Here is a 20373-nt window from a genome sequence, read left to right as displayed (position 1 = left end):
TTATCTCTCCACCAAAGCAACTTTCTTGTTGTAAACGTTCATCAGTGCAGACGTGAGCAAGCTTAGAGCTAGGTAGACACCCATCGTCATTGCAATAACTTCGATAGCCTGACCCACCTGGTTAAGCGTGGTACCGGCGAATACCGAAACCAAATCGGGATAACCGATTGCCATGGCAAGCGACGAGTTTTTCGTCAGATTCAAATATTGGCTGGTGAGTGGTGGAATGATGATACGCATAGCTTGAGGGATAACGACAAGCTTAAGCGTTCTTGAACGTGGCAGCCCAAGTGACATCGCAGCTTCAGTTTGACCATGGTTAACTGCATTAATACCGGAACGAACAATTTCAGCGATAAACGAGGCGGTATAAATACTCAGCGCCAAGGTTAATGCTGCAAGTTCTGGGATAATGCTAATACCACCGCGGAAGTTGAAGCCTTTCAATACTGGGTACTCAGCCGTGATAGGCATACCCATAATAAAAAACACAACCGTTGGAATACCAACGATAAGACCAAGGGCAATTCGACCCATAGGGGTTTGTTGACCGGTGAGCTTTTGGCGGTTGTTCGCCCAAATATTGATAATAATTGTCGCAACAATACCAATAATAAACGCTCCGATCACAACGCCACTGCCTTCACCAAATACTGGGGCAGGCAAGTAAAGACCGCGAACGTTCAAGAAGATCGCTTCGCCTAAACTCATACTTTGACGAGCAGAAGGCAGAGCTTGAAGTACCGCGAAATACCAAAAGAAAATTTGCAGCAAAAGAGGTATGTTACGGAAAATCTCGATATAGACTGCAGCAAAACGGCTAACGAGCCAGTTTGATGACAATCTCGCGATACCCATGACAAAACCGAGAATGGTTGCAAACACAATGCCCAGTACAGAAACCAGAGCCGTGTTTAAAAGTCCCACGTAGAAGGTGCGCCCGTAAGAGAACGTTTCGTCGTACTCAATCAGCGTCAGACCAATACCAAACCCTGCTTCTTGGCTTAAGAAATCAAAGCCTGTAGCGATGCCACGAGCAGCAAGGTTATCCAGTGCATTGGTAACGATGGTGTAGAAGAAAAATACCAGAGCGAGTACGGCTAAGACCTGGAATACAACGGAGCGAAAGGTGGGGTTGTATAGTAGATTTGCGCTTTTCGCAGGTTTATCCTGCGCTGCGACTTGAGTCGTAGTAGGTTTCATACAGCTTTAACCTCAAATCCTTTGAAAAAGGGCGGTAAAACCGCCCTTATTGGAGCATGAAAACGCGATTAGCGAATTGGTGGCGCGTACATGAAGCCGCCAGCATTCCATAGCGCGTTTACGCCACGAGAGATTTGCAGAGGAGAGCCTTCACCTACTGTACGCTCAAAGCTTTCACCGTAGTTACCTACTTGTTTGATAACTTGGTAACCCCAATCGTCAGCAATGCCTAGACCTTTACCTTTAGGACCGTCTACACCAAGGATACGCTTGATGTTTGGATCGGTAGATTTAAGCATTTCGTCAGCATTCTTTGAAGTAATGCCGTATTCTTCAGCGTTCACCATTGCAGCTAAAGTCCACTTAGCGATGTTGAACCACTGGTCATCACCTTGACGTACTACAGGGCCTAGAGGCTCTTTAGAGATGATTTCTGGTAGTACTTCCGCTGAGCTTGGATCTGCAAGGTTTAGACGAAGCGCGTAAAGACCAGATTGGTCTGTGGTAAGAACGTCACAACGACCTGAGTCGAAACCTTTTGAAGTTTGTGCTGCCGTATCGAATACAACTGGCTTATACTCCATACCGTTGTTACGGAAGTAATCGGCTAGGTTAAGCTCCGTTGTTGTACCAGATTGAACACATACAGATGCGCCATCCAGTTCTTTAGCACTTGTTAGGCCAAGTTCTTTTTTGACCATAAAGCCCTGACCATCGTAGTAGTTAACACCAACGAAGTTCAGACCTAAAGCTGAGTCACGGTGTAGAGTCCAAGTTGTGTTACGAGACAAAACGTCAATTTCACCTGATTGGAGAGCTGTAAAGCGTTCTTTTGCTGTTAATGGAACGTATTTAACTTTGGATTTGTCGCCCAGTACTGCTGCAGCTAACGCTTGACAGTATTCTACGTCAATACCTTCCCACTCACCTTTTGAGTTAGGGTTAGAGAAGCCTGGAAGACCAGTACTAACGCCACAAGTTAAAACGCCAGCTTTAGTGACTTTGTCCAGAGTTGAGTCTGCAGCCATTGCTGAAGTACTCATCATCGCAGCAGAAGCCGCCACTAAAGAAGCAATAAGAGTGAGTTTCTTTGCCATTGTGTATCCTTCCTGTTATTTCCGTGTAAGTCAGGTCCAGCCTGAATACCATGTGCTAATTATTGTTGTGTTTCGGTAGAGGCTGTTGTTTTTGAACCGAATTGGTGCAAGTTGTCACAGCCGTTTAAAGCGTAGATAATGAACTGTGAATACTCAAATTATTAATTTAAATGGTTTTTTGAGTAGTCACTCAACGCCAAACAATTGTTAGAATGGCTAAGTGTGATGACTTTGTAAATAGTGCAACTAAGCACTAAAAAAGTGAATTAGAGAGTGGTGTGTTAAAGTTTCGTTAAAACAAAATAAAATAAATGCCATTTTGTTAGTTGTTTGTATTTTCATCTATAAAATGCATTAAATTTGGTTGGAAATAGTTTTGTGATCAATGTCTCGGTGACAATTTTGCACCATCTTGGTGATCATGAATGAATAGTTATATCGTTTAGAAAAGGAAAATTATGCGTTACTTTCCACTGTTTATGGACTTACTAGAAAGGCCCGTCTTGGTTGTTGGGGGCGGTGAAGTCGCTTGTCGAAAAGTCGAAACTCTTGTTCGAGCCGGAGCTAGTGTTACGGTTGTCTCACCTAAAGTTGAACCTTATCTTAGGGAGCTGAGCGAGAGTGGAAAGTGTGTTTGGATCCCACGTTTTTATGAACAAGAGTTGATGCGGGATGAGTTTGTTCAAGTATGGGCAACGACAGACAACCCTGAGCTGAATCATAGAGTGCATAAAGATGCGAAAAATGCCGGCATTTTAGTCAATGTAGTGGACGATACACCTTACTGTGACTTTATAACACCATCGATTATTAACCGCGGAAGAGTCCAAATTGCCATCTCCAGTGGTGGCTCTTCACCGGTCTTGATCCGAGGTATAAGAGAAAAGTTAGAAGCCGTTTTACCAATGAATACTGCTCAGTTAGCGGATTTTGCCGCCAGTAAACGAAGTGATATCAAGCGCCATTTTGCGACGGTAGATGAGAGAAGAAAGTTTTGGGAGCTATTTTTCAAGCAGCCGCTTGTTATCAACTGTAAAGATAATCAAGAGCTTGAAAAAGCCTATCAATCGCTAATTCACGCTGATGCCGAATTTACTGATTCTTGCACTTGGATTGAATTTGGTGAAGATCCCGAACTGCTACCGATCAAAGCGATGCGAATTATGCAGGAAGCGGAAATTGTATTTTATGACAAGCAGTGTCCGTTTGGCTTTGTAGACTTAGTAAGGCGAGATGCAGAGCGAATTGCGTTCGATGATGTTACTCAGGTCTCTTCGGACATTATGACAAGAAAAGCGAACAAACAACGTATTGTGGTCTTTGTAGAACCCAATTCGTCATCTTATAAGCTGTTAAAGGAAGGTGATGAAGTGATTGAGCTGGCGAAGGTAAAATAAAAGGGCGATACGCCCTTTTATTTTATACAGATCAAGCTTAAAGAATTCGCTTAGTCTCTGAAGTTATTGAACTGAAACGGTTGGCCAAGCTCGCCGTTTTTAACCAGTTGCATAGTTGCTTGTAAGTCGTCGCGTTTTTTACCCGTTACTCGAACTTTGTCGCCCTGGATTGACACTTGTACTTTGATTTTTGAATCCTTAACAAGCTTGACGATTTTCTTCGCAATAGGAGTCTCGATGCCCTGTTTGAACAACACGGTCTGGTTCCATAGCTTGCCAGATTGTTCTGCAGTTTGAGATTCCATTGCGTTTACATCAACACCACGTTTCGTTAGGTTGCCACGTAAAATGTCACGCATTTGCTTAAGTTGAAAGTCACCCTCACAAGAGAGTTTGACGGTCTCATCATTTAAAGCGAATGTTGCTTCAACATTGCGAAAATCGAATCGAGTAGAGATCTCACGGTTCGCATTGTCTACGGCGTTGCGCAGCTCTACGGTATCGATTTCAGAAACGATATCAAAAGATGGCATGTTAACTTTCCTTTTCGTTGCGTTGTTTAACGGCGTCAGCAAGAATATCGAGCATATGAACCGTGTCGCTCCAGCTCAAGCATGGGTCGGTGATGGACTTGCCGTAAGTGAGGTTATGGATATCTTCCATACCTTGATTACCTTCCTCGATAAAGCTCTCTGCCATAATGCCCGACACTTTTTGAGAGCCCGCAATAATTTGGCGCGCCACTTCTTGAGCAACATCGATCTGTTTGCGGTGCTGTTTTTGACAGTTAGCGTGGCTAAAGTCGACAACAAGTCGTGCTGGCAAGTCAAATGATGCCAGTTGTTCGCACGCCGCATCGATAGACGCTTCGTCAAAGTTTGGACCTGTATCACCACCACGTAGAATTATGTGACCGAACGGGTTACCGCTGGTGCGATATACCGTCATGCGACCATGTTTATCTGGCGAGTAAAAGTAGTGTGAAGCTTTCGATGCACGAATCGCATCGATAGCAATTTTAACACTACCATTTGTGCCATTCTTGAAGCCAACCGGGCAAGAAAGGGCAGAGGCCATTTCACGGTGGATTTGTGACTCTGTAGTACGAGCACCAATTGCGCCCCACGTGATAAGATCGGCAATGTATTGGCCGGTAATCATATCGAGAAACTCAGTTGCTGTCGCAAGGCCGAGTTTGTTGATATCAAGAAGTAAACCACGTGCTTTGTTAAGGCCAGCCTCAAGTGCGTAAGAACCGTCTAGGTTAGGGTCGGTAATCAAACCTTTCCAACCGACTACGGTGCGCGGCTTCTCAAAGTAAGTGCGCATTACGATAAACAGTTCGTCTTTGTATTGATCTTGGATAGCGCTGAGGCGCTTAGCATAGTCTAAAGCCGCTTCGGTATCGTGTACCGAACAAGGGCCGACAATGCAAAGAAGACGGTTATCGTCTCCAGTAAGAATATTTTCAATTTGACGGCGAGAATGCGCAATGCGCTCTGCTACGTCATCAGTAATTGGGTGGTTAGCGCTCAATTCTGATGGAGTTGGCATTGGACCTAATGCCTGTGTTCTTAGTTCATCGGTCTTTAATGGCATGATGGTGCAGCCTGCAAATTATTATGAAGCGGTTAAGATAACGGAATTGTCCAGTAGAATAAACCACTAATATAGCTATAGCTCAATCATTTCCATGATCACTTAAATTTTAACGCTATGTTTGCCTAAAAACAGAGCGATTTTCCTGTTAAGTTACTGAACGAATGTCGGTTAGCCATTAAATTGCCAGAATCCCTTGTATTCTATGTGGTGAGTCGGTATTTTGCCAAAAGCAGTAATAATTAGAGCATGGAGCAACAATGAGTTACCAAAAAGAACAGCCTCAAAGAAACACGCCATCGGGACTCAACGTCGGCAATGTGTTGCCCAGTTTTGTGGAGCAAGCCCCAGCGTCTTCTCTATATGTATCCATTTCAGAGCTGATTATGGAGAAGGTGTTTTTTCACCCGGGTTTTTCCGCAGCTGAATCGGAACTTGACCCTGTAGAAACAGAAGCCATTCAAGCGCTGCTTGGTGAGCAGACCGCTGAAGACTTCTTTGTTTCTACTCTTGTTGATGCGATCACTTCTTCAATTACGACTGAACATTCTACTATTTGCGTTGAACTCAATGACGCGACCAGTTACGAAATGAGTGCGTTACTAGGCGGTAAAGTGGAAGCGGACGAAATCAACCCACAGCTTGGTTTACGTGGTGTTTCTCGTTTTTCTTCTGAGTCATATCAAGCCTGTTTTGCCCTTGAGTGCGAAGTCATCAAAACATTACGAAGCCAAGGTCATGACGTGTCTATAGTTGTACCTTGCGTACGTGCATTAAGTGATGCAGCTAAGATCATCGATCGCTTGGCAGAACGTGGACTACCACGCGGTCTAAATGGCTTGAAAGTATTGTTTGCGTGTGACACGCCATCAGCGGTTCTGCTATCAGAGCGCCTGTTACATTATTTCGACGGCTTAGTGCTTAAGCTAGAAAGCTTAACTCAGCTGACGCTCGGTGTTGATTTGCAGCATGATGAGTTAGCTCACCTGTACGACCCGCAAAATGAAGCGGTCTTGGCTTTAGTCAAGCAAGCAATAGCCGCGTGCCATCAAGTTAACAAACCAGCGAGTCTCTTAGTCGACAATTTGTCAGACTTGCCTCAGTTAGCAGAATTTCTGCAAGATGAAACTAAGGTAACGGTTTTTCCAGTTAGTGAGTAGAGCCACCTTAACAGGCTAATTATCAGGATATTTCAGCGGCTGACTCCTTGTTCTATGGGGTCAGCCGTTTTTTATTGCAGAGTTATCTCGCTTGGCTTTTGTTTTGTTAACATTTTTTTGACAATTGATGATTATTTTGGCTTACTGGTCTGACTAGTTGTTCGGAAGGATCTCAACATGTTTAGCGCGATGCAAAAAGCCAACTTTTATCTCAATACATTCGGTTTCTTCAAGGTGCCCCTAATTTGGCTTTGTCGCCCTAAGTTACTGAAGCTCGATGAGGACGAAGTAGAGTTGCTGATCCCCTTAAAACGTCGCACTAAGAATCATTTAAACAGTATGTATTTTGGTGTGCTAGCTGTCGGGGCGGACGTTGCAGGCGGTTTTATGGCGATGAGTAAAGCTCAGCAGCGTGGTAAGCGTGTGTCATTGGCGTTTAAGGAAGTGGACGGCAAGTTTCTTAGACGTCCTGAAGCCGATGTGATTTTCACCTGTAAAGACGGCAAGCTTATCGATGAGATGCTCGATGAAACGATTCGCTCAGGCGAGCGAATCAATAAACCGGTTCGAATTGTGGCCACCTGTCCAAGTTTGCATGGTGACGAACCTATGGCCGAATTCTCTTTAGTGTTGTCTCTAAAGGCGAAGGCTTCTTAAAGCGATGTTTCGCAAGGAAACCGCGTTAAACGGGTATCTGTTCAATATCGACGATTTTTGAACGATTGAGAACAATCTTCCAGCGATAGTAAACGGCTTCTTCGCCTTGGTTGCTCTCTCTCACAATTAGATTGAGTAGGTGGCGTTTCTCTAACGATTCTTTGACGACCTGACCTTCTTGTAATTTGTAGATCCGGTTATTGGATTTATCCATTAATCGGGTCAGAGCTCGAACGTTAATGTTTAAGATCTCTCGCGTTTGCTCATAGCCGCTTGTAAAACGCGATGTTGCCATTTCGGTATGTGAACGATAGTGCAGCACCTCTTCTTCTCTTTGTACTGAACGTTTCTTGCGAATACTCTTAATTCGGTCTGGCAGTTGTTCGAAAGTGCTGTAATCTAGCCATTCAATCTTTTTGCCCACCTCTTTTTTTGTTGTAGCGTCAATAAAGCGGCGACGCCACTTTGGTTTGCCGCGTTGTATCCAGCGCCACATGATGTCGCGTAAATCGTCCTTAAACACTTCTCTCAAGGCATAGATGACCGACAGCACCAAAATAAACGAGGCGGTGATTTCCCCTAGATAGTCCCGAGCCAAAATCACCGCAGAGGTAACAAATAACATCACTAGCCCGGTTGCGGAGCCTTTGATGATTCGTTTGGTGTTATTTCCCATGCTGGTGGATTTCGATTGCAGAACGATAGGGTGCTCGATCAGGCGACGTAACAAACGCATCTTATTGGCAAGGCGAGTGGGGTCGTTCTTCACTTTGTCGGAGTTGTAGTTGTTTAAGTTACGATGTGCTTGTTCCTTCTCAACAATGGTAATCAAACGATCTTTTAAAGGCGTGTAAGATTTGCTATTCGGAATATACACCACCAACTCAAGCAGCTTTTGTCCTGTATACCAAGAGAGATAATTGTCGATATTGGCGTAGTGGCGCTTTAGGTGCTCTTCATAAGGAACGGAGCGGCGCATCTTCTTTAGAATATCGAGCACCAGTTCAATAACTTCGTCGACTTCATCCGCGGTCACTTCGTCTTGTGCGGTTTCTTTCAGTGTTGCTACCGCTTTATCCAACGCGATGACGTACTGGTAAGCAAACAAGCTCAAACTCACACGATACTGGGTGTTTGATAAGCGGCCGCGTTTAGCTAGCCTTGAGTGGACGAGTGGCAGTAGTGTCTCGTTACTGTAGTAGGCGCGTTTTTGTGAAATAGATTCATGATAAAAATCAGACTCAGAGATGAGATGAGACTTCATTCCTAACTCATTGGGAATGAATAAGAATACATCCAAGTCTAGCTTTTTCGTGTTGGCCATTACATGTGCAATTTTTAGCGTAATAGCATCTTGTTTGTCTACGGTGATCAACCAACTCTCTCCATGTGCTGAGATTGAGCTAAGCATATCAGAACCAAGGTAAACTAGCATCTTAAAGGGAGTTAGGTATAATCGCGCCAACAACCCCATTAGAGATAATAAACATGATTAACATAGGTCGTATTAACCAATTGGAAGTAATTAAAGAAGCAGACTTCGGCTGGTTCTTGGATGGAGAGGACTACGGCTCTATTCTACTTTCTAAAAAGCATGCTCCAGAGGACATCGCTATCGGTAACACGGTCGATGTGTTTATCTACTTTGATGCAGATAACCAAGTTGTTGCAACAACGGATACGCCTATTGCACAAGTGGGCGAATGGGGTCTGATGAAAGTTGAAGGTATTAACAGTGTCGGTGCATTTGCAAGCTGGGGCATTAAAGAAAAAGATTTGTTGATCCCGTTTAGTGAACAGCGCGGTCGTTTGTCAGAAGGACAAACTATCTTGGTTTACGTTTATACAGACAAAGCATCGGGACGCATTGTTGGCACCACTAAGTTCAACAAATTATTGGATAAGACGCCAGCACGCTATAAGCAAAACGAACAGGTTGACCTTCTGATTGCAGAGCGTAGTGAACTAGGCTTTAAGGCCATCGTTAATGGTGAGCATTGGGGAATGATTTTCCCATCTGATGTCATCGGAAAACTGTTTGTGGGTAAGAAGCTTAAAGGCTTTATCAAGCAAATCCGTGAAGATGGCAAAATCGATCTGTCACTTCAAAAAATTGGTGTGGCGAAAATGGATGACTTGAGTGAGAAAATTCTGAGCTTGCTTGAGAAGAAAGGTGGCTTCTTGCCATTGAGCGACAAGTCAACACCAGAAGCGATCTTTGCTGCGTTCAAAACCAGTAAAGGTACGTTCAAGAAGAGCATTGGCGGTCTGTACAAGCAAGGTAAGATTCGTATTGAAAAAGACGGAATTTATCTTAACGCTGAATAAAGTTATGCGTTAGTAGCTGTTGCAAGGTCAATAGACCAAAAAGAGGCCCAAAACTGATCCTGATTTGGGCCTAGGGGAATGGCTCATGGAGAGCCTACGCTAACTGTAAAGATGGACGATGTTTCAAACGCTACTGCTTGTAACAATGAGCCTGTAAGCCTTTTGCAAACTTGCATTGTGGCAAGTCTGTCAAACATTAAACTCTTTCTGCCTGTGTCTTGATAACCTTTAAAGTGTAGTACAGAACAGTAAAAAAGCGATGCTGATAGCGGTTTTAACCAGCTAAAACCGCTATCCAATTGGCTTAGAACAGATTTTTGTCGCGCACTAATTCCCTAGGCAATCCATTTTTGACTCGATTTCCCACCCATTTACCAAGACCAATGATAAAACCATTGTAGCTAACTAACACTTCGCCTTTACCGCTTAGTCCTTCTGGGCGCACATCACGCCCCATAAACCACTCTCTCGCATCTTCAATACTCAGAGGCACAGCTTCAGCGTCGGCAGTCGCTAGGGCTGTGGCCACTTGATGTTGCCATTTGTAGCCTTTCTTGTGCTGCTCTGCGATTTTGATGCCCATACGGGAAAAGCGAAACTCGCCCAGCATTGGCTCTAATGCTTTTGGGAATAACCAAATGTCATTATCGCGTTTCCAAAGCACGCTGCTTTCTGGAACAGAAAGTGAAAATGCTTGATCTAAGTGCGTGACAATGTCACTAATTTCCTTGTTAGTAAGTTGACTAAAAGGGAATTTCCCGAGCTTTTTCTTTACATCTGGCGAAGTGACAGAAGCGTGTTTTGTAAACTTAGCAATGAAAAAGCCTTCGCTATCATAGGTCTGAGGGAAAACGTGTAGGAAGCCTTCCGGAGTTGTCGCCTTGTCAGCGCCTTCAAATAGATTGATCAAGCTCTCGGCTTGAACTGCGTCTCCGAACGTCTCAAGAAGATGCGCGGCCACGTTTTGATTTTCTTCTGGGCTAAGTGCACAGGTTGAATACACCAGTGTACCGCCGACTTTTAGCGCATGGAAAGCACTCTCAATCAGGTCTTTCTGTGTAGCGGCAATCTCTGCGGTAGAATCTAAGCTCCAGTTTTTCATCGCGTCCGGATCTTTTCGAACCGTGCCTTCACCCGAACAAGGCGCATCGAGCAAAATAGCGTCGAACTGCTCTGGAAGCCAACCACCAAATACACGAGCATCGTAGTTACTCAGCGCGGCGTTGCGCACGCCACAACGCTCAATATTGGCATGCAGTACTTTAACGCGGCTAGCCGCGAATTCATTGGCCACTAAAACGCCTTGGTTATTCATCAGCGCTGCTAACTGCGTGGTTTTAGAGCCAGGTGCCGCCGCCATATCTAATACAGACTCGAATGTCTCTGTAGCGTCGGTATAAAGGGCGCTAGGCGGTAGCATTGAACTAGCTTCTTGGATGTAAAACAGCCCAGCCATGTGCTCAGCCGTATTGCCTAGTGGTACAACAGACTCGTCGGCCTCAATCCAAAAACCTTCTTGGCACCAAGGGATAGGGTGTAGGCGCCATCCTTTTTGCTCGGCGATTTTTTGAAAGGCTTCAATGGTCGTCTTGAGCGTGTTTACGCGAATACTTTTCCTAAGTGGTCTACGACAAGCGTCAATGAAATCACTGATCGATAAATGCTTTGGAAGGAAGCTGTCGACGTGATTTAGAAAATCTTCTGGGAGATAGACGTTAGAATGCAAAATGAAGCCTTTTGATACTGTATTTAGTTGCGCTGGATTATAACCATAGCAGGGTATGAATGAAACCAGCGATATGAGAAACGCTCTAGCAAATAGGACGTAAAAAAATAGCCCGCTATGCGGGCTACGTTAGGCGTAAAATCGTGCTCTGAACTAAGGCGCAGGAATGGCTGTGCGCCATTGCTTCCAACTGGCATCACCTTCTTTATTTAGGTAGAAGGTTTGTCCGGCTTTTGCTTGTGGTTGTAGTTGGTTACCCTCTGGTGTTGAGAAAGTGATTCCCCCACGAAGCAAACTGTCCACCGTTCCTGCTTTAATATTTGCACCAGACAAGCCAAATTGAACGTTTAGGCCAGAAGCATTCCAAAATACACTATTGGCACGAACCAGGTACGCGTAGTTAGGGTCAATCTCGATAGTAGATACCACACGATCAGCAAATGGGCCCAGTTCAACCATGGTTACGCGGCCAACTTCAATATCACGATAGAGGATAGGGGTTCCTGGCTTGATAGAGCCTCGGTTCTCACTTTGTAAGACGAACTGAATGCCATTATCGACTTTTGCAAAGTCGTGCAGATCAAACTGCTTACTTGGTTCACCTTTACCCGGCTCAACAGCAATGTATTGCGACACAATGGCGCCAAGATTTTTTACCCCATTGAGGCCAATTTCAGGTTTAACCATCCAATAGTAGGCACCAGTATTGGTTAGCTGCTTCACGTACTCCGGTAGGATACGCGCAACAATCTCAACACGATCGCGATCGAAGTCAGGAAGAGTAAGCATAACTTCACCCACTTTTACCCCTTGATACTTAATCGCCATGCCTTTGTTGATGGCCTGATCGTTAGCAGTGGTAAATAGGGTGATGGACTGACCGAATTTACGCGCAGAGTTAAAATCAGAATAGAGCTTCCAGTTTTTACCTGTCTTGTTTTCTATACCCGGCAGGCTATCGAAGGCAATGCCACCATCAATGAGAGTTTTCAATGGTGCCGCTTTAACGTTAATACCAGAGAGTGAAGCCTCGACTTCAACGCCAGAGCGATTCCAAAATACCGTTTGTTTGGTGACAAGGTGATTGTATTTATTGTCAATAGACACATTGATATAGACGCCGCCATCGGTCAGCTCATAATCAGCGACACTACCGACTTCCATATTGCGATACAGCAGTGGGCTACCTTTTTTAATCGGTGGCAATTCAGCTGCAAATAGCTTCATTGTCATAGAGCCAGATTGATTGTGCTTAGCGAGCTCTGCCAGTGCTTTAGTCTGAAATAGTGGGAACTCTGCACGTTCGGTTTTTTGTCCTTCGCTGACAAAACTAATGGAGCCAGTCAGTAGCTGTTTCGCTGGTGGGACTGTTACGCTAAGTCCTGCTTCGGTTAGCTCCGCGGTTGCGCTACCCGATACGAAAAAGCGGTTTTGAGAACGAATGAGATGCTTGTATTCCACATCAATCGCAATATCCATGGCCACTTGATCATCTACCAACTCAACACTGGATAAGTTGCCAACAGGGATACCACGATAGAGAACATTAACTCCTGGTTCTAAACCGTAAGAGTTATCAGCAAGCAGGCGAAGCGAGATAGATTTTGCTTGTACTTGGTCGAGTTCTTCTTGCTGAATGGCAATAAAGTCACGAGTTTGTGGACCTTCACCTGGGACTAACGTTAGGAAATTGCCGGTCAGTAAGTTAGACAGGTTTTCTACACCAGTAAGGGACACTTTCGCTTCTTCGAGTAAGAAGAGGGTGCCTTGGTTGAGCATATCGCTAAACGCCGGTTCGATTGATGCAGAAGCGACAATCGAATCACGTCCATCATTGAGTGACAAATTATTAATGCGGCCAATTTCAAGCCCGCGGTACATGATTGGAGAGCCATTACCTTTGAGGTTGCTGTTGTCTGGTAGCGTGATCTTTACTGGAATGCCTCGGCCAGCCGTTTTGAGGTCTTTGTAGAGTCTAAAATCGGAACCATCTTTAACTGGCTCACCTCCATCAGGAGAGTCCACCGCGATCGCACCTGCCAAAATTGCGGCTAAGCTTTCTAAGCGAATGTCGACACCCTGAAAGCCAACACTTGCTCCAATGCCGCTCACGTTCCAGAAGCGGCTCTTGTTGGTAATGATGTGACGGAACTCTTCTTGAATAGACGCTTTGATAATGACCGTTTCAGCATCATCATCAAGCTTGAAGTTGTAGACTTCGCCAATAGGTATTTTTTTGTAGACAATCTTTGAGCCAACGGAGATGCCTCCTAGATCTTTGGCTCGCAGAGTAACGGTAAGGCCATCGTTGATCGCAAGCTCTGTTGGCACTGACTCAAGAGCAATGAATTTGGATTTTGAGCTGCTTGATTCTGTTGCCGGGTGAATGGCAATGTAGTTACCTGAGACCAGAGCATCGAGACCAGATATGCCTGACAAAGACGCAGAAGGTTTTACCAGCCAAAACTTAGTGTTCTCGCCAAGCAGTTTTGCTGCTTCTGGGTAGATGTCTGCATCAACATAGATGTTCGAGAGGTCTTCAGATAGATTGATGTCTCGGATCATACCGACTTCAAGACCTTGGTATCGAATGGTGGTTCGTCCGGCGATCAAGCCTTGTGCATCGGAGAAATAGATTTGAACACGCTGCCCGGCATCGTGCACTGCTTTTACCAAAAGCCAGCCTGCTAAGGCAATGGTCAAAATAGGTAAGATCCAAAGCGGCGATATTCTTCGCGTTTTCTTTATCTCTGGCGCAAAAGAGGGCTGTGGCTGATTATCATTACTCATTAATGCTACTACTCAACAGTGTTGTCTGACTCAGATTGAATTTTGGACGCATGCTTATCCCATAACAATCGTGGGTCAATAGATTCGGCGGCCAACATAGTTAAGACCACCACAATTCCGAATGCAACCGCGCCAAAACCTGGAGTGAAGTTTAGGATTTGTCCGCGATCCACTAGCGTTAACATGATGGCGATGACGAACAAGTCAGTCATCGACCATTTACCAATCCACTTGATGGCTCGGTAAATCATCAGCGCATGACGATGATTTTTGACCATATTGAATTGAATACAAATAAGGAGGTATGCCAGTCCCACAATTTTAGCGACGGGAACCACGATACTAGCAACGAAAATAATGATGGCGATGCCCAGCATGTCATTATTAATTAATGATGCCACACCAGAGAAGATCGTATCTTCCAATAGTTGACCATTGGTGATGAGAATCGAGATGGGGATCAAGTTTGCAGGGAGTATGGCAATGGTTGCTGCGATAAGTAGTGCCCATGTTTTCTGCATCGAATTGGGCTTACGGTGGTGGAGCGCACTACCGCATCGTATACATGCTGTGTTTTCTTGCTGCGATAGGTGGCAGCTATGACAATGAATACGTTTTTCGGTAATCGCCAAGCGACTTTCCGGATGCCATAACTCCCAATAGCGGCGAGTGCTGACACGATTGATAATCAGAATAGTAATGACCTGCAAGATAACTAAACTATAGAGGGCATTGCCAACGAAGATATCGGAATAGTCTTGCAGCTTGAAACAGGATATCGCCACACTAATGAGGAATACATCCAACATCACCCAATGGCGACTGTGGTCAAGAATGAATAGCGACCACTTCAGCGGTATAAACCAGCGTCTTCTCAGTGAAAAGTGGGCGCTTAGAATAGAAAAACACATCGCAAGTGGTGCAATGGTGTGACAAAACATGGTGAGTAGCGCTAGACCCAGATAGCCTTCTTTAACGAGAGCGTGGAAGCCCTCCATTAAAGTGCCCTCTATATTTACTCCAACCAAGCGAATAGTAATAAAGTCGAAGTAGTATGAGGGAATAAACAGCAACAGACAGGTAATAGCCAGCGCTAGATTGCCATTTAGTGATGCGTGTTCGCTGCGATACACAGTGGTACCGCAGCGAGGACAATCAGCAGTTTGTCCAGGTTCCAGAGGAATAGTGTCGACAGGTAATTCACAGTTCTCACAGAGTCTAACTTGCGAAGCTGGTGATGAGTGGGCACAGCTTTTCATCACCACTAGTTTTGTCCTTCTAGTGATGTACGGGTAACGTTAGCTTGCTGACTGCACAGTACCGTACAAGGTTTGGTACAGACCTTCTTTTTCGACCAATTCAATATGGGTTCCTGATTGTGTTACCTGACCATCTTCGAGTACATAGATGAGGTCTGCTTGTTTCACCGCAGAGAGTCTGTGCGCAACAATAAGCGTTGTGCGATCTTTCAAAAACTCACTAAGCGCAGTATGTAGAGCAGCCTCTGTTGCTGTGTCGAGCGCCGATGTCGCTTCATCCAAAATCACAAACTGCGGATCGCTTAGAATCATGCGAGCGATTGCCAAGCGCTGTCTTTGACCGCCTGACAGCCGAATGCCATTTTTGCCAATTTGAGTTTCTAGCCCATCAACAAGCTGATCCGTGACATCTTGAAGCTGCGCTACTTTCAGCGCATTCCATATGGAGAAGTCATCGTACTCTTTTCCAAGAGTCAAATTATGCCTTAAGCTGTCATTAAAGAGTATAGGTTGCTGTAAAACAACAGCAATTTTATCTCGAATAATGTCAAAACCTATGTCATTTGTATCAACTCCATTGAACCTGATAATGCCTTGGTTTTGCTTATACACGCCAATAAGTAACTGGATGAGTGTTGACTTGCCGCCACCACTGGCTCCAACTAAGGCTACTTTCTTTCCTGCGGGTATGTTCAAGCTCAACCGTTTGAGGACATCCTTGTCTGAGTTATAGGAGAACACCACGTTTTCAATCGCGACATCGACTTGGGTGTTGTCGACAAATGGATTAATTTTACTGACGATTTGTGGCTCTTCATCGAGGTCGAGCAGGGTATTGATGCGGTTAAGAGCAGCTTTGGCGCTGTACCAAGAAAACTGAATGCTCAGCAGCTCTTGAACAGGCCCCAACATAAACCACAAGTAACCGAAGACGGCAAAAATCTGTCCGATAGTCAAATCACTAAATAGAACCATCACCATGGCTACGGCTCTAAAAAGTTCAAAACCAATCAGGAACAGCAAGAAAGAGAGTCGACCTGCAGCTTCCGACTGCCAGGCATATTTGTCGGCATTGGATCTTACTTCATTGGCATGCTCTTTTAATTGATTTAAAAAGTCACGCTCTCGGTTGGCTGCGCGTAATTGATAGATGCCATCTAGTGTTTCGACTAAACGATTTTGAAACTTTTCAAAAGCCTGGTTTTCTCGCTTTTTAAGATGCTTAACCATACCGCCCAGTTTTTTTGAGAAGTAAACCACCACAGGGTTAACCAACAAAATAAACAAGCCCAGACGCCAGTCTAACCACAGCAAAACAATAGCAGTGCCGATCACAGTGAGAAAACTAATAATGAACTTACTCAGTGTGGAGCCGATGAACTGGTCGATTGTTTCGATATCGGTAATAAGGTGGGCGTTAATACCACCGCTGCCGCGGGTTTCGTACTGAGCGATGCTAATTCGTCCGAGCTTATCGATCATTTTGCAGCGGATTTGATAGGTAATGGTCTTAGACACTAAGGTGAATTGACGTCCCTGCAGAATGTTTAAACCTTGGCTGATTGTGCGCATGAGTACCACCAGCACCAAGGTCATCGCAATGTAACCGATAGGAGTTTGCCAGCTATCGAGCATAAAGGTGTTCATCATAGCAAGGCCACTAGCAGGTTGGTCTAGAAGAACTTCATCAACCATTAAGGGCATCAATAGCGGAATAGGGACGCTAATCAGCGTAGCGATAATCGCGATGAGATTAGCAACAATTAAACGTGGCTTGTGATTTTTTACTTGAGTTATCAACCAGGAACGGCTAATAGTGTCTTTGGTATTCGGCATGCTTTTGAGAATGGTTCCTATTTCTATTTTGTTGGCATTGTACGTTTATCGTTGGAATTTAAAAGCTATTAATGGAAATATCATGAATTTAGACAACTATGAGCGTCTTACAAAACAGGCGGTTGCGCTCATCGAATCGGAAACCGACTTCATCGCTAACCTTTCTAATATTAGTGCACTTCTATTCATGGAGTTAGAAGACCTTAACTGGGCTGGCTTTTATTTGATGAAACAAGGCGAACTCGTTCTTGGTCCATTCCAAGGGAAACCAGCTTGTGTACGTATTCCCGTAGGCCGAGGCGTTTGTGGCACAGCCGCTGCAACCAATACGGTACAACGTGTATACGATGTTCATGCATTTGAAGGTCATATTGCGTGTGACGCTGCGAGTAATTCTGAGATCGTAATTCCGTTTTCGATAAATGGTGAGATTGCCGGGGTACTGGACATTGATAGCCCAAGTATTGGTCGATTCAACGAAATTGATGAAGAGGGATTAACCAAGTTCATGGATTCCGTACAAAAGGTGCTTAATTCCCGTACAAACGTGGGCTAAAATCACATTTGCCTGTGGTTTTTCTATTGCAGGTCACTATAATACCAAGAATATTTTTCTTAATGCTTCGCGGATAACCGCATTAACCAGGAACCCACATGGAAAACACTGAGAAGTTGAAGAACAGCAAAGAAATTATCGCGTATATTGCTGAATGTTTCCCTAAATGCTTTACTGTAGAAGGTGAAGCGAAACCACTTAAAATTGGTATCTTTCAAGATCTTGCTGAGCGTCTAAAAGATGACGAGAAAGTAAGCAAGACTCAGCTACGTGCAGCGTTAAGACAATACACTTCTTCTTGGCGTTATCTACACGGTGTAAAACCTGGTGCAGTGCGTGTTGACCTTGATGGTAATGATTGTGGTGTATTAGAAGAAGAGCACGTAGAGCACGCGAAAGCGACGCTAGCAGAAAGCAAAGCAAAAGTTGCTGCTCGTCGTAAAGAACAAGCTCAAAAAGCTCGTGAAGAAGGTAAAGCGAAACCTAAAGCTAAAAAGCCTCAAGGTGCACGTAAACCACAGACTACAAAGAAAACAGCGAAAGTAAGTAAGCCAGTTGAAACGCGCGCTTTGAATGCAGATGAGATGATCATCGGTAAGCAAGTAAACGTAAACATGGGCAAAGGGAACATGGCTGCGACCATTGTTGAAATCAATAAGGAAGATGTGCGCGTTCAGCTAGTAAATGGCCTACAAATGGTTGTTAAAGCGGAGCACCTGCGCGCATAAAGGAGATATTCCTACGCATGAAGTGCCGTTCAAAAGTATCTTTAATCGCTGCTAGCCTTTGGCTAGCAGCATCTTCGGCTCAAGCCATTGAAGCAAAGTACGAAAAATCAAAAATTCCTACTTTAGCTCCAGAAGCTCAGCATGAGACCGCCAGTAAACGTGTGACATCTCGATTCACTCGTTCTCACTACAAGCATTTCACTTTAGATGATGAATTTTCAAAGGCGATATTTGCTCGTTATTTGGAAATGCTCGACTACAATCGCAACATTTTTACCCAATCTGACATTGATAAGTTCGACGCTTGGTCATCAAAGCTCGATGATCAATTGAAGGCTGGTAATAACCAGATTGCGTTTGATGTTTACAATCTCTCAATGCAGAAACGCTATGACCGTTTTGTCTACGCACTTTCTTTGTTAGACAAAGAGATGAAGTTTGACGTTGATGAGGCAATCACTCTTGATCGTTCAGAGGCTGAATGGCCTAAAGACGAGGCAGAGCTTGATGAGTTGTGGCGCAAGCGCGTCAAATATGATGCTTTGAACCTCAAACTTGCTGGTAAAGATTGGGACGAAATCAAAGAGACATTGGGCAAGCGTTACAACAATGCGATTAAACGCCTTACTCAATCACACAACGAAGATGCGTTTCAGATTTACATGAATGCCTTCGCGCGTGAGGTGGATCCTCATACTAGCTACCTGTCACCACGTTCTGCAGAGCAATTTCAATCAGAGATGAATCTTTCTCTTGAAGGAATTGGTGCGGTGCTGCAACTGACGGACGACTATACGGTTATCCGCTCTCTGGTTGCTGGTGGTCCTGCATCGAAAAGCAAACAGCTTGGCGAAGGTGACCGCATCATTGGTGTCGGACAAGATGGTGAAGACATTGTTGATGTTATCGGTTGGCGTTTGGATGATGTTGTACAACTAATCAAGGGGCCTAAAGGCACCAAAGTTAAACTGCAAATTCTTCCTGAAGGTAAAGATGCTAAGGCGTCAGTTGTAGAGATTGTTCGTGACAAGATCCGTCTTGAAGACCGAGCGGTTAAGTCAGAAATCATTGAGAAAGATGGCAAGAAGATAGGTGTGCTTGAAGTCCCTAGCTTTTACGTAGGGCTTTCTAAAGATACTGACAAACTGATTACTGAGCTCAAAGAAAAAGGCGTTGATGGCATCATCGTTGATCTTCGAAACAACGGAGGCGGCGCGTTAACAGAAGCAACAGCACTGTCGGGTCTTTTCATTGAAAGTGGTCCAGTTGTTCAAGTTCGCGATAGCTATGGTCGTGTCAATGTGAACAGCGATACTGATGGCAAAATCAGCTATCAAGGTCCAATGACGGTTCTGGTCAATCGCTACAGTGCATCAGCCTCTGAGATTTTTGCCGCAGCATTGCAAGATTACGGTCGAGCTATTGTTTTGGGTGAGAACTCATTCGGTAAAGGTACGGTTCAGCAGCATCGTTCGCTAAATCATATCTATGACTTGTTCGATAAAGAGCTTGGTTATGTTCAATACACCATCCAGAAGTTCTATCGCATCGACGGTGGTAGTACTCAAAACCGTGGTGTAGTGCCAGATGTCGCTTTCCCGACGGCGGTTGATCCTGCGGAAACAGGGGAGAGTGTTGAAGATAATGCTCTACCTTGGGACAGCATTGATAGAGCGAAATACACAAAGTTACAACGTAACGATGAAGTAATCGCATCATTAAAGGCTGCTCACGAAAAACGCATTGCTACGGATATGGAATTCGGCTTTATTGCTGAAGACATTGCCAAGTACAAAGCAGAAAAAGACGATAAGACATTGTCTTTAAGTGAAACAGCACGTAAACAAGAAAGTGATGAATCAGACGTTCGTCGTTTGGAACGCGTTAATCAACGCCAGAAAGCAGCAGGTGAAAAACCTTATGCAACGCTTGATGACATTCCAAAAGACTACGAAGTGCCAGACGCTTACTTGGATGAGGCGGTAGCAATCACTGTCGATCTTGTTAACAGTAAAGCGTAAGCTTTATGCTGGTTAC

Annotated in this window: 16 protein-coding genes; 7 read left to right on the top strand and 9 right to left on the bottom strand. The window is 44.6% G+C overall.

What is annotated here, in order from left to right; translation table 11 throughout:
* Window positions 1–1203, bottom strand: coding sequence for an amino acid ABC transporter permease (locus tag ACVA6Q_RS20550; RefSeq protein WP_446648783.1), 1203 nt, complete (start codon window positions 1201–1203; stop codon window positions 1–3).
* A gap of 68 nt (window positions 1204–1271) precedes the next feature.
* Window positions 1272–2300, bottom strand: coding sequence for an amino acid ABC transporter substrate-binding protein (locus tag ACVA6Q_RS20545; protein WP_429759259.1), 1029 nt, complete (start codon window positions 2298–2300; stop codon window positions 1272–1274).
* Window positions 2301–2758: 458 nt separating this feature from the next.
* Here ACVA6Q_RS20545 and ACVA6Q_RS20540 point away from each other — a divergent pair, with 458 nt between their 5' ends.
* Window positions 2759–3697 carry a siroheme synthase gene (locus tag ACVA6Q_RS20540; RefSeq protein WP_446648782.1) on the top strand — a complete coding sequence of 313 codons (939 nt, stop codon included), beginning with the start codon at window positions 2759–2761 and terminating at the stop codon, window positions 3695–3697.
* Window positions 3698–3747: 50 nt separating this feature from the next.
* Here the strand turns inward: ACVA6Q_RS20540 and ACVA6Q_RS20535 are convergent, their stop codons facing one another.
* Together ACVA6Q_RS20535 and ACVA6Q_RS20530 are read right to left on the bottom strand one after the other, a co-directional pair.
* Complete coding sequence (locus ACVA6Q_RS20535; protein WP_353496144.1) at window positions 3748–4230, bottom strand: YajQ family cyclic di-GMP-binding protein; 483 nt, start codon at window positions 4228–4230, stop codon at window positions 3748–3750.
* Window position 4231: 1 nt separating this feature from the next.
* Entirely contained in the window at window positions 4232–5296 is a 1065-nt protein-coding gene (locus ACVA6Q_RS20530; protein ID WP_446648781.1) for a 3-deoxy-7-phosphoheptulonate synthase, read from the bottom strand.
* A 260-nt stretch (window positions 5297–5556) separates the two neighbouring features.
* Between ACVA6Q_RS20530 and ACVA6Q_RS20525 the strand changes: the two genes are divergently transcribed.
* Together ACVA6Q_RS20525 and ACVA6Q_RS20520 are read left to right on the top strand one after the other, a co-directional pair.
* Window positions 5557–6456, top strand: a complete 900-nt coding sequence (locus ACVA6Q_RS20525) for a putative PEP-binding protein (RefSeq protein ID WP_446648780.1) — start codon at window positions 5557–5559, stop codon at window positions 6454–6456.
* Between the two features lie 177 nt (window positions 6457–6633).
* Window positions 6634–7113 (top strand): PaaI family thioesterase, encoded by a 480-nt coding sequence (locus tag ACVA6Q_RS20520; RefSeq protein WP_446648779.1) that lies wholly within the window; start codon window positions 6634–6636, stop codon window positions 7111–7113.
* Window positions 7114–7138: 25 nt separating this feature from the next.
* Here the strand turns inward: ACVA6Q_RS20520 and ACVA6Q_RS20515 are convergent, their stop codons facing one another.
* Entirely contained in the window at window positions 7139–8488 is a 1350-nt protein-coding gene (locus ACVA6Q_RS20515) for a hypothetical protein (RefSeq protein WP_353498691.1), read from the bottom strand.
* A gap of 113 nt (window positions 8489–8601) precedes the next feature.
* Between ACVA6Q_RS20515 and ACVA6Q_RS20510 the strand changes: the two genes are divergently transcribed.
* Complete coding sequence (locus tag ACVA6Q_RS20510) at window positions 8602–9441, top strand: CvfB family protein (protein WP_446648778.1); 840 nt, start codon at window positions 8602–8604, stop codon at window positions 9439–9441.
* 304 nt (window positions 9442–9745) lie between these two features.
* On the opposite strand, the gene rsmF is transcribed toward ACVA6Q_RS20510, so the two are convergent.
* From rsmF to ACVA6Q_RS20490, 4 genes are all read right to left on the bottom strand, one after another.
* Window positions 9746–11167, bottom strand: a complete 1422-nt coding sequence (rsmF, locus tag ACVA6Q_RS20505) for a 16S rRNA (cytosine(1407)-C(5))-methyltransferase RsmF (protein ID WP_446648777.1) — start codon at window positions 11165–11167, stop codon at window positions 9746–9748.
* A gap of 153 nt (window positions 11168–11320) precedes the next feature.
* The gene (locus ACVA6Q_RS20500; protein WP_446648776.1) at window positions 11321–13957 is read right to left on the bottom strand and encodes an MlaD family protein; all 2637 of its coding nucleotides are present in this window, start codon (window positions 13955–13957) and stop codon (window positions 11321–11323) included.
* 8 nt (window positions 13958–13965) lie between these two features.
* Entirely contained in the window at window positions 13966–15216 is a 1251-nt protein-coding gene (locus ACVA6Q_RS20495) for a PqiA/YebS family transporter subunit (protein ID WP_446648775.1), read from the bottom strand.
* A 39-nt stretch (window positions 15217–15255) separates the two neighbouring features.
* Window positions 15256–17052, bottom strand: a complete 1797-nt coding sequence (locus ACVA6Q_RS20490; RefSeq protein WP_446648774.1) for an ABC transporter ATP-binding protein — start codon at window positions 17050–17052, stop codon at window positions 15256–15258.
* An 82-nt stretch (window positions 17053–17134) separates the two neighbouring features.
* Here ACVA6Q_RS20490 and ACVA6Q_RS20485 point away from each other — a divergent pair, with 82 nt between their 5' ends.
* The 3 genes from ACVA6Q_RS20485 (at window position 17135) to prc (ending at window position 20357) form a co-directional block, all read left to right on the top strand.
* On the top strand, window positions 17135–17608 hold the full coding sequence (locus ACVA6Q_RS20485) for a GAF domain-containing protein (protein ID WP_429759269.1): 474 nt from the start codon (window positions 17135–17137) through the stop codon (window positions 17606–17608).
* Window positions 17609–17706: 98 nt separating this feature from the next.
* The gene (gene proQ, locus ACVA6Q_RS20480) at window positions 17707–18336 is read left to right on the top strand and encodes an RNA chaperone ProQ (RefSeq protein ID WP_042498768.1); all 630 of its coding nucleotides are present in this window, start codon (window positions 17707–17709) and stop codon (window positions 18334–18336) included.
* A gap of 17 nt (window positions 18337–18353) precedes the next feature.
* Window positions 18354–20357, top strand: a complete 2004-nt coding sequence (gene prc, locus ACVA6Q_RS20475; RefSeq protein ID WP_446648773.1) for a carboxy terminal-processing peptidase — start codon at window positions 18354–18356, stop codon at window positions 20355–20357.
* The last annotated feature ends 16 nt before the right edge of the window (window positions 20358–20373 follow it).

This window comes from Vibrio sp. DNB22_10_4 (genome assembly GCF_052879755.1).
Note: the sequence above shows the minus strand (reverse complement) of the source record. Positions and strands in the feature narration are given on the sequence as shown.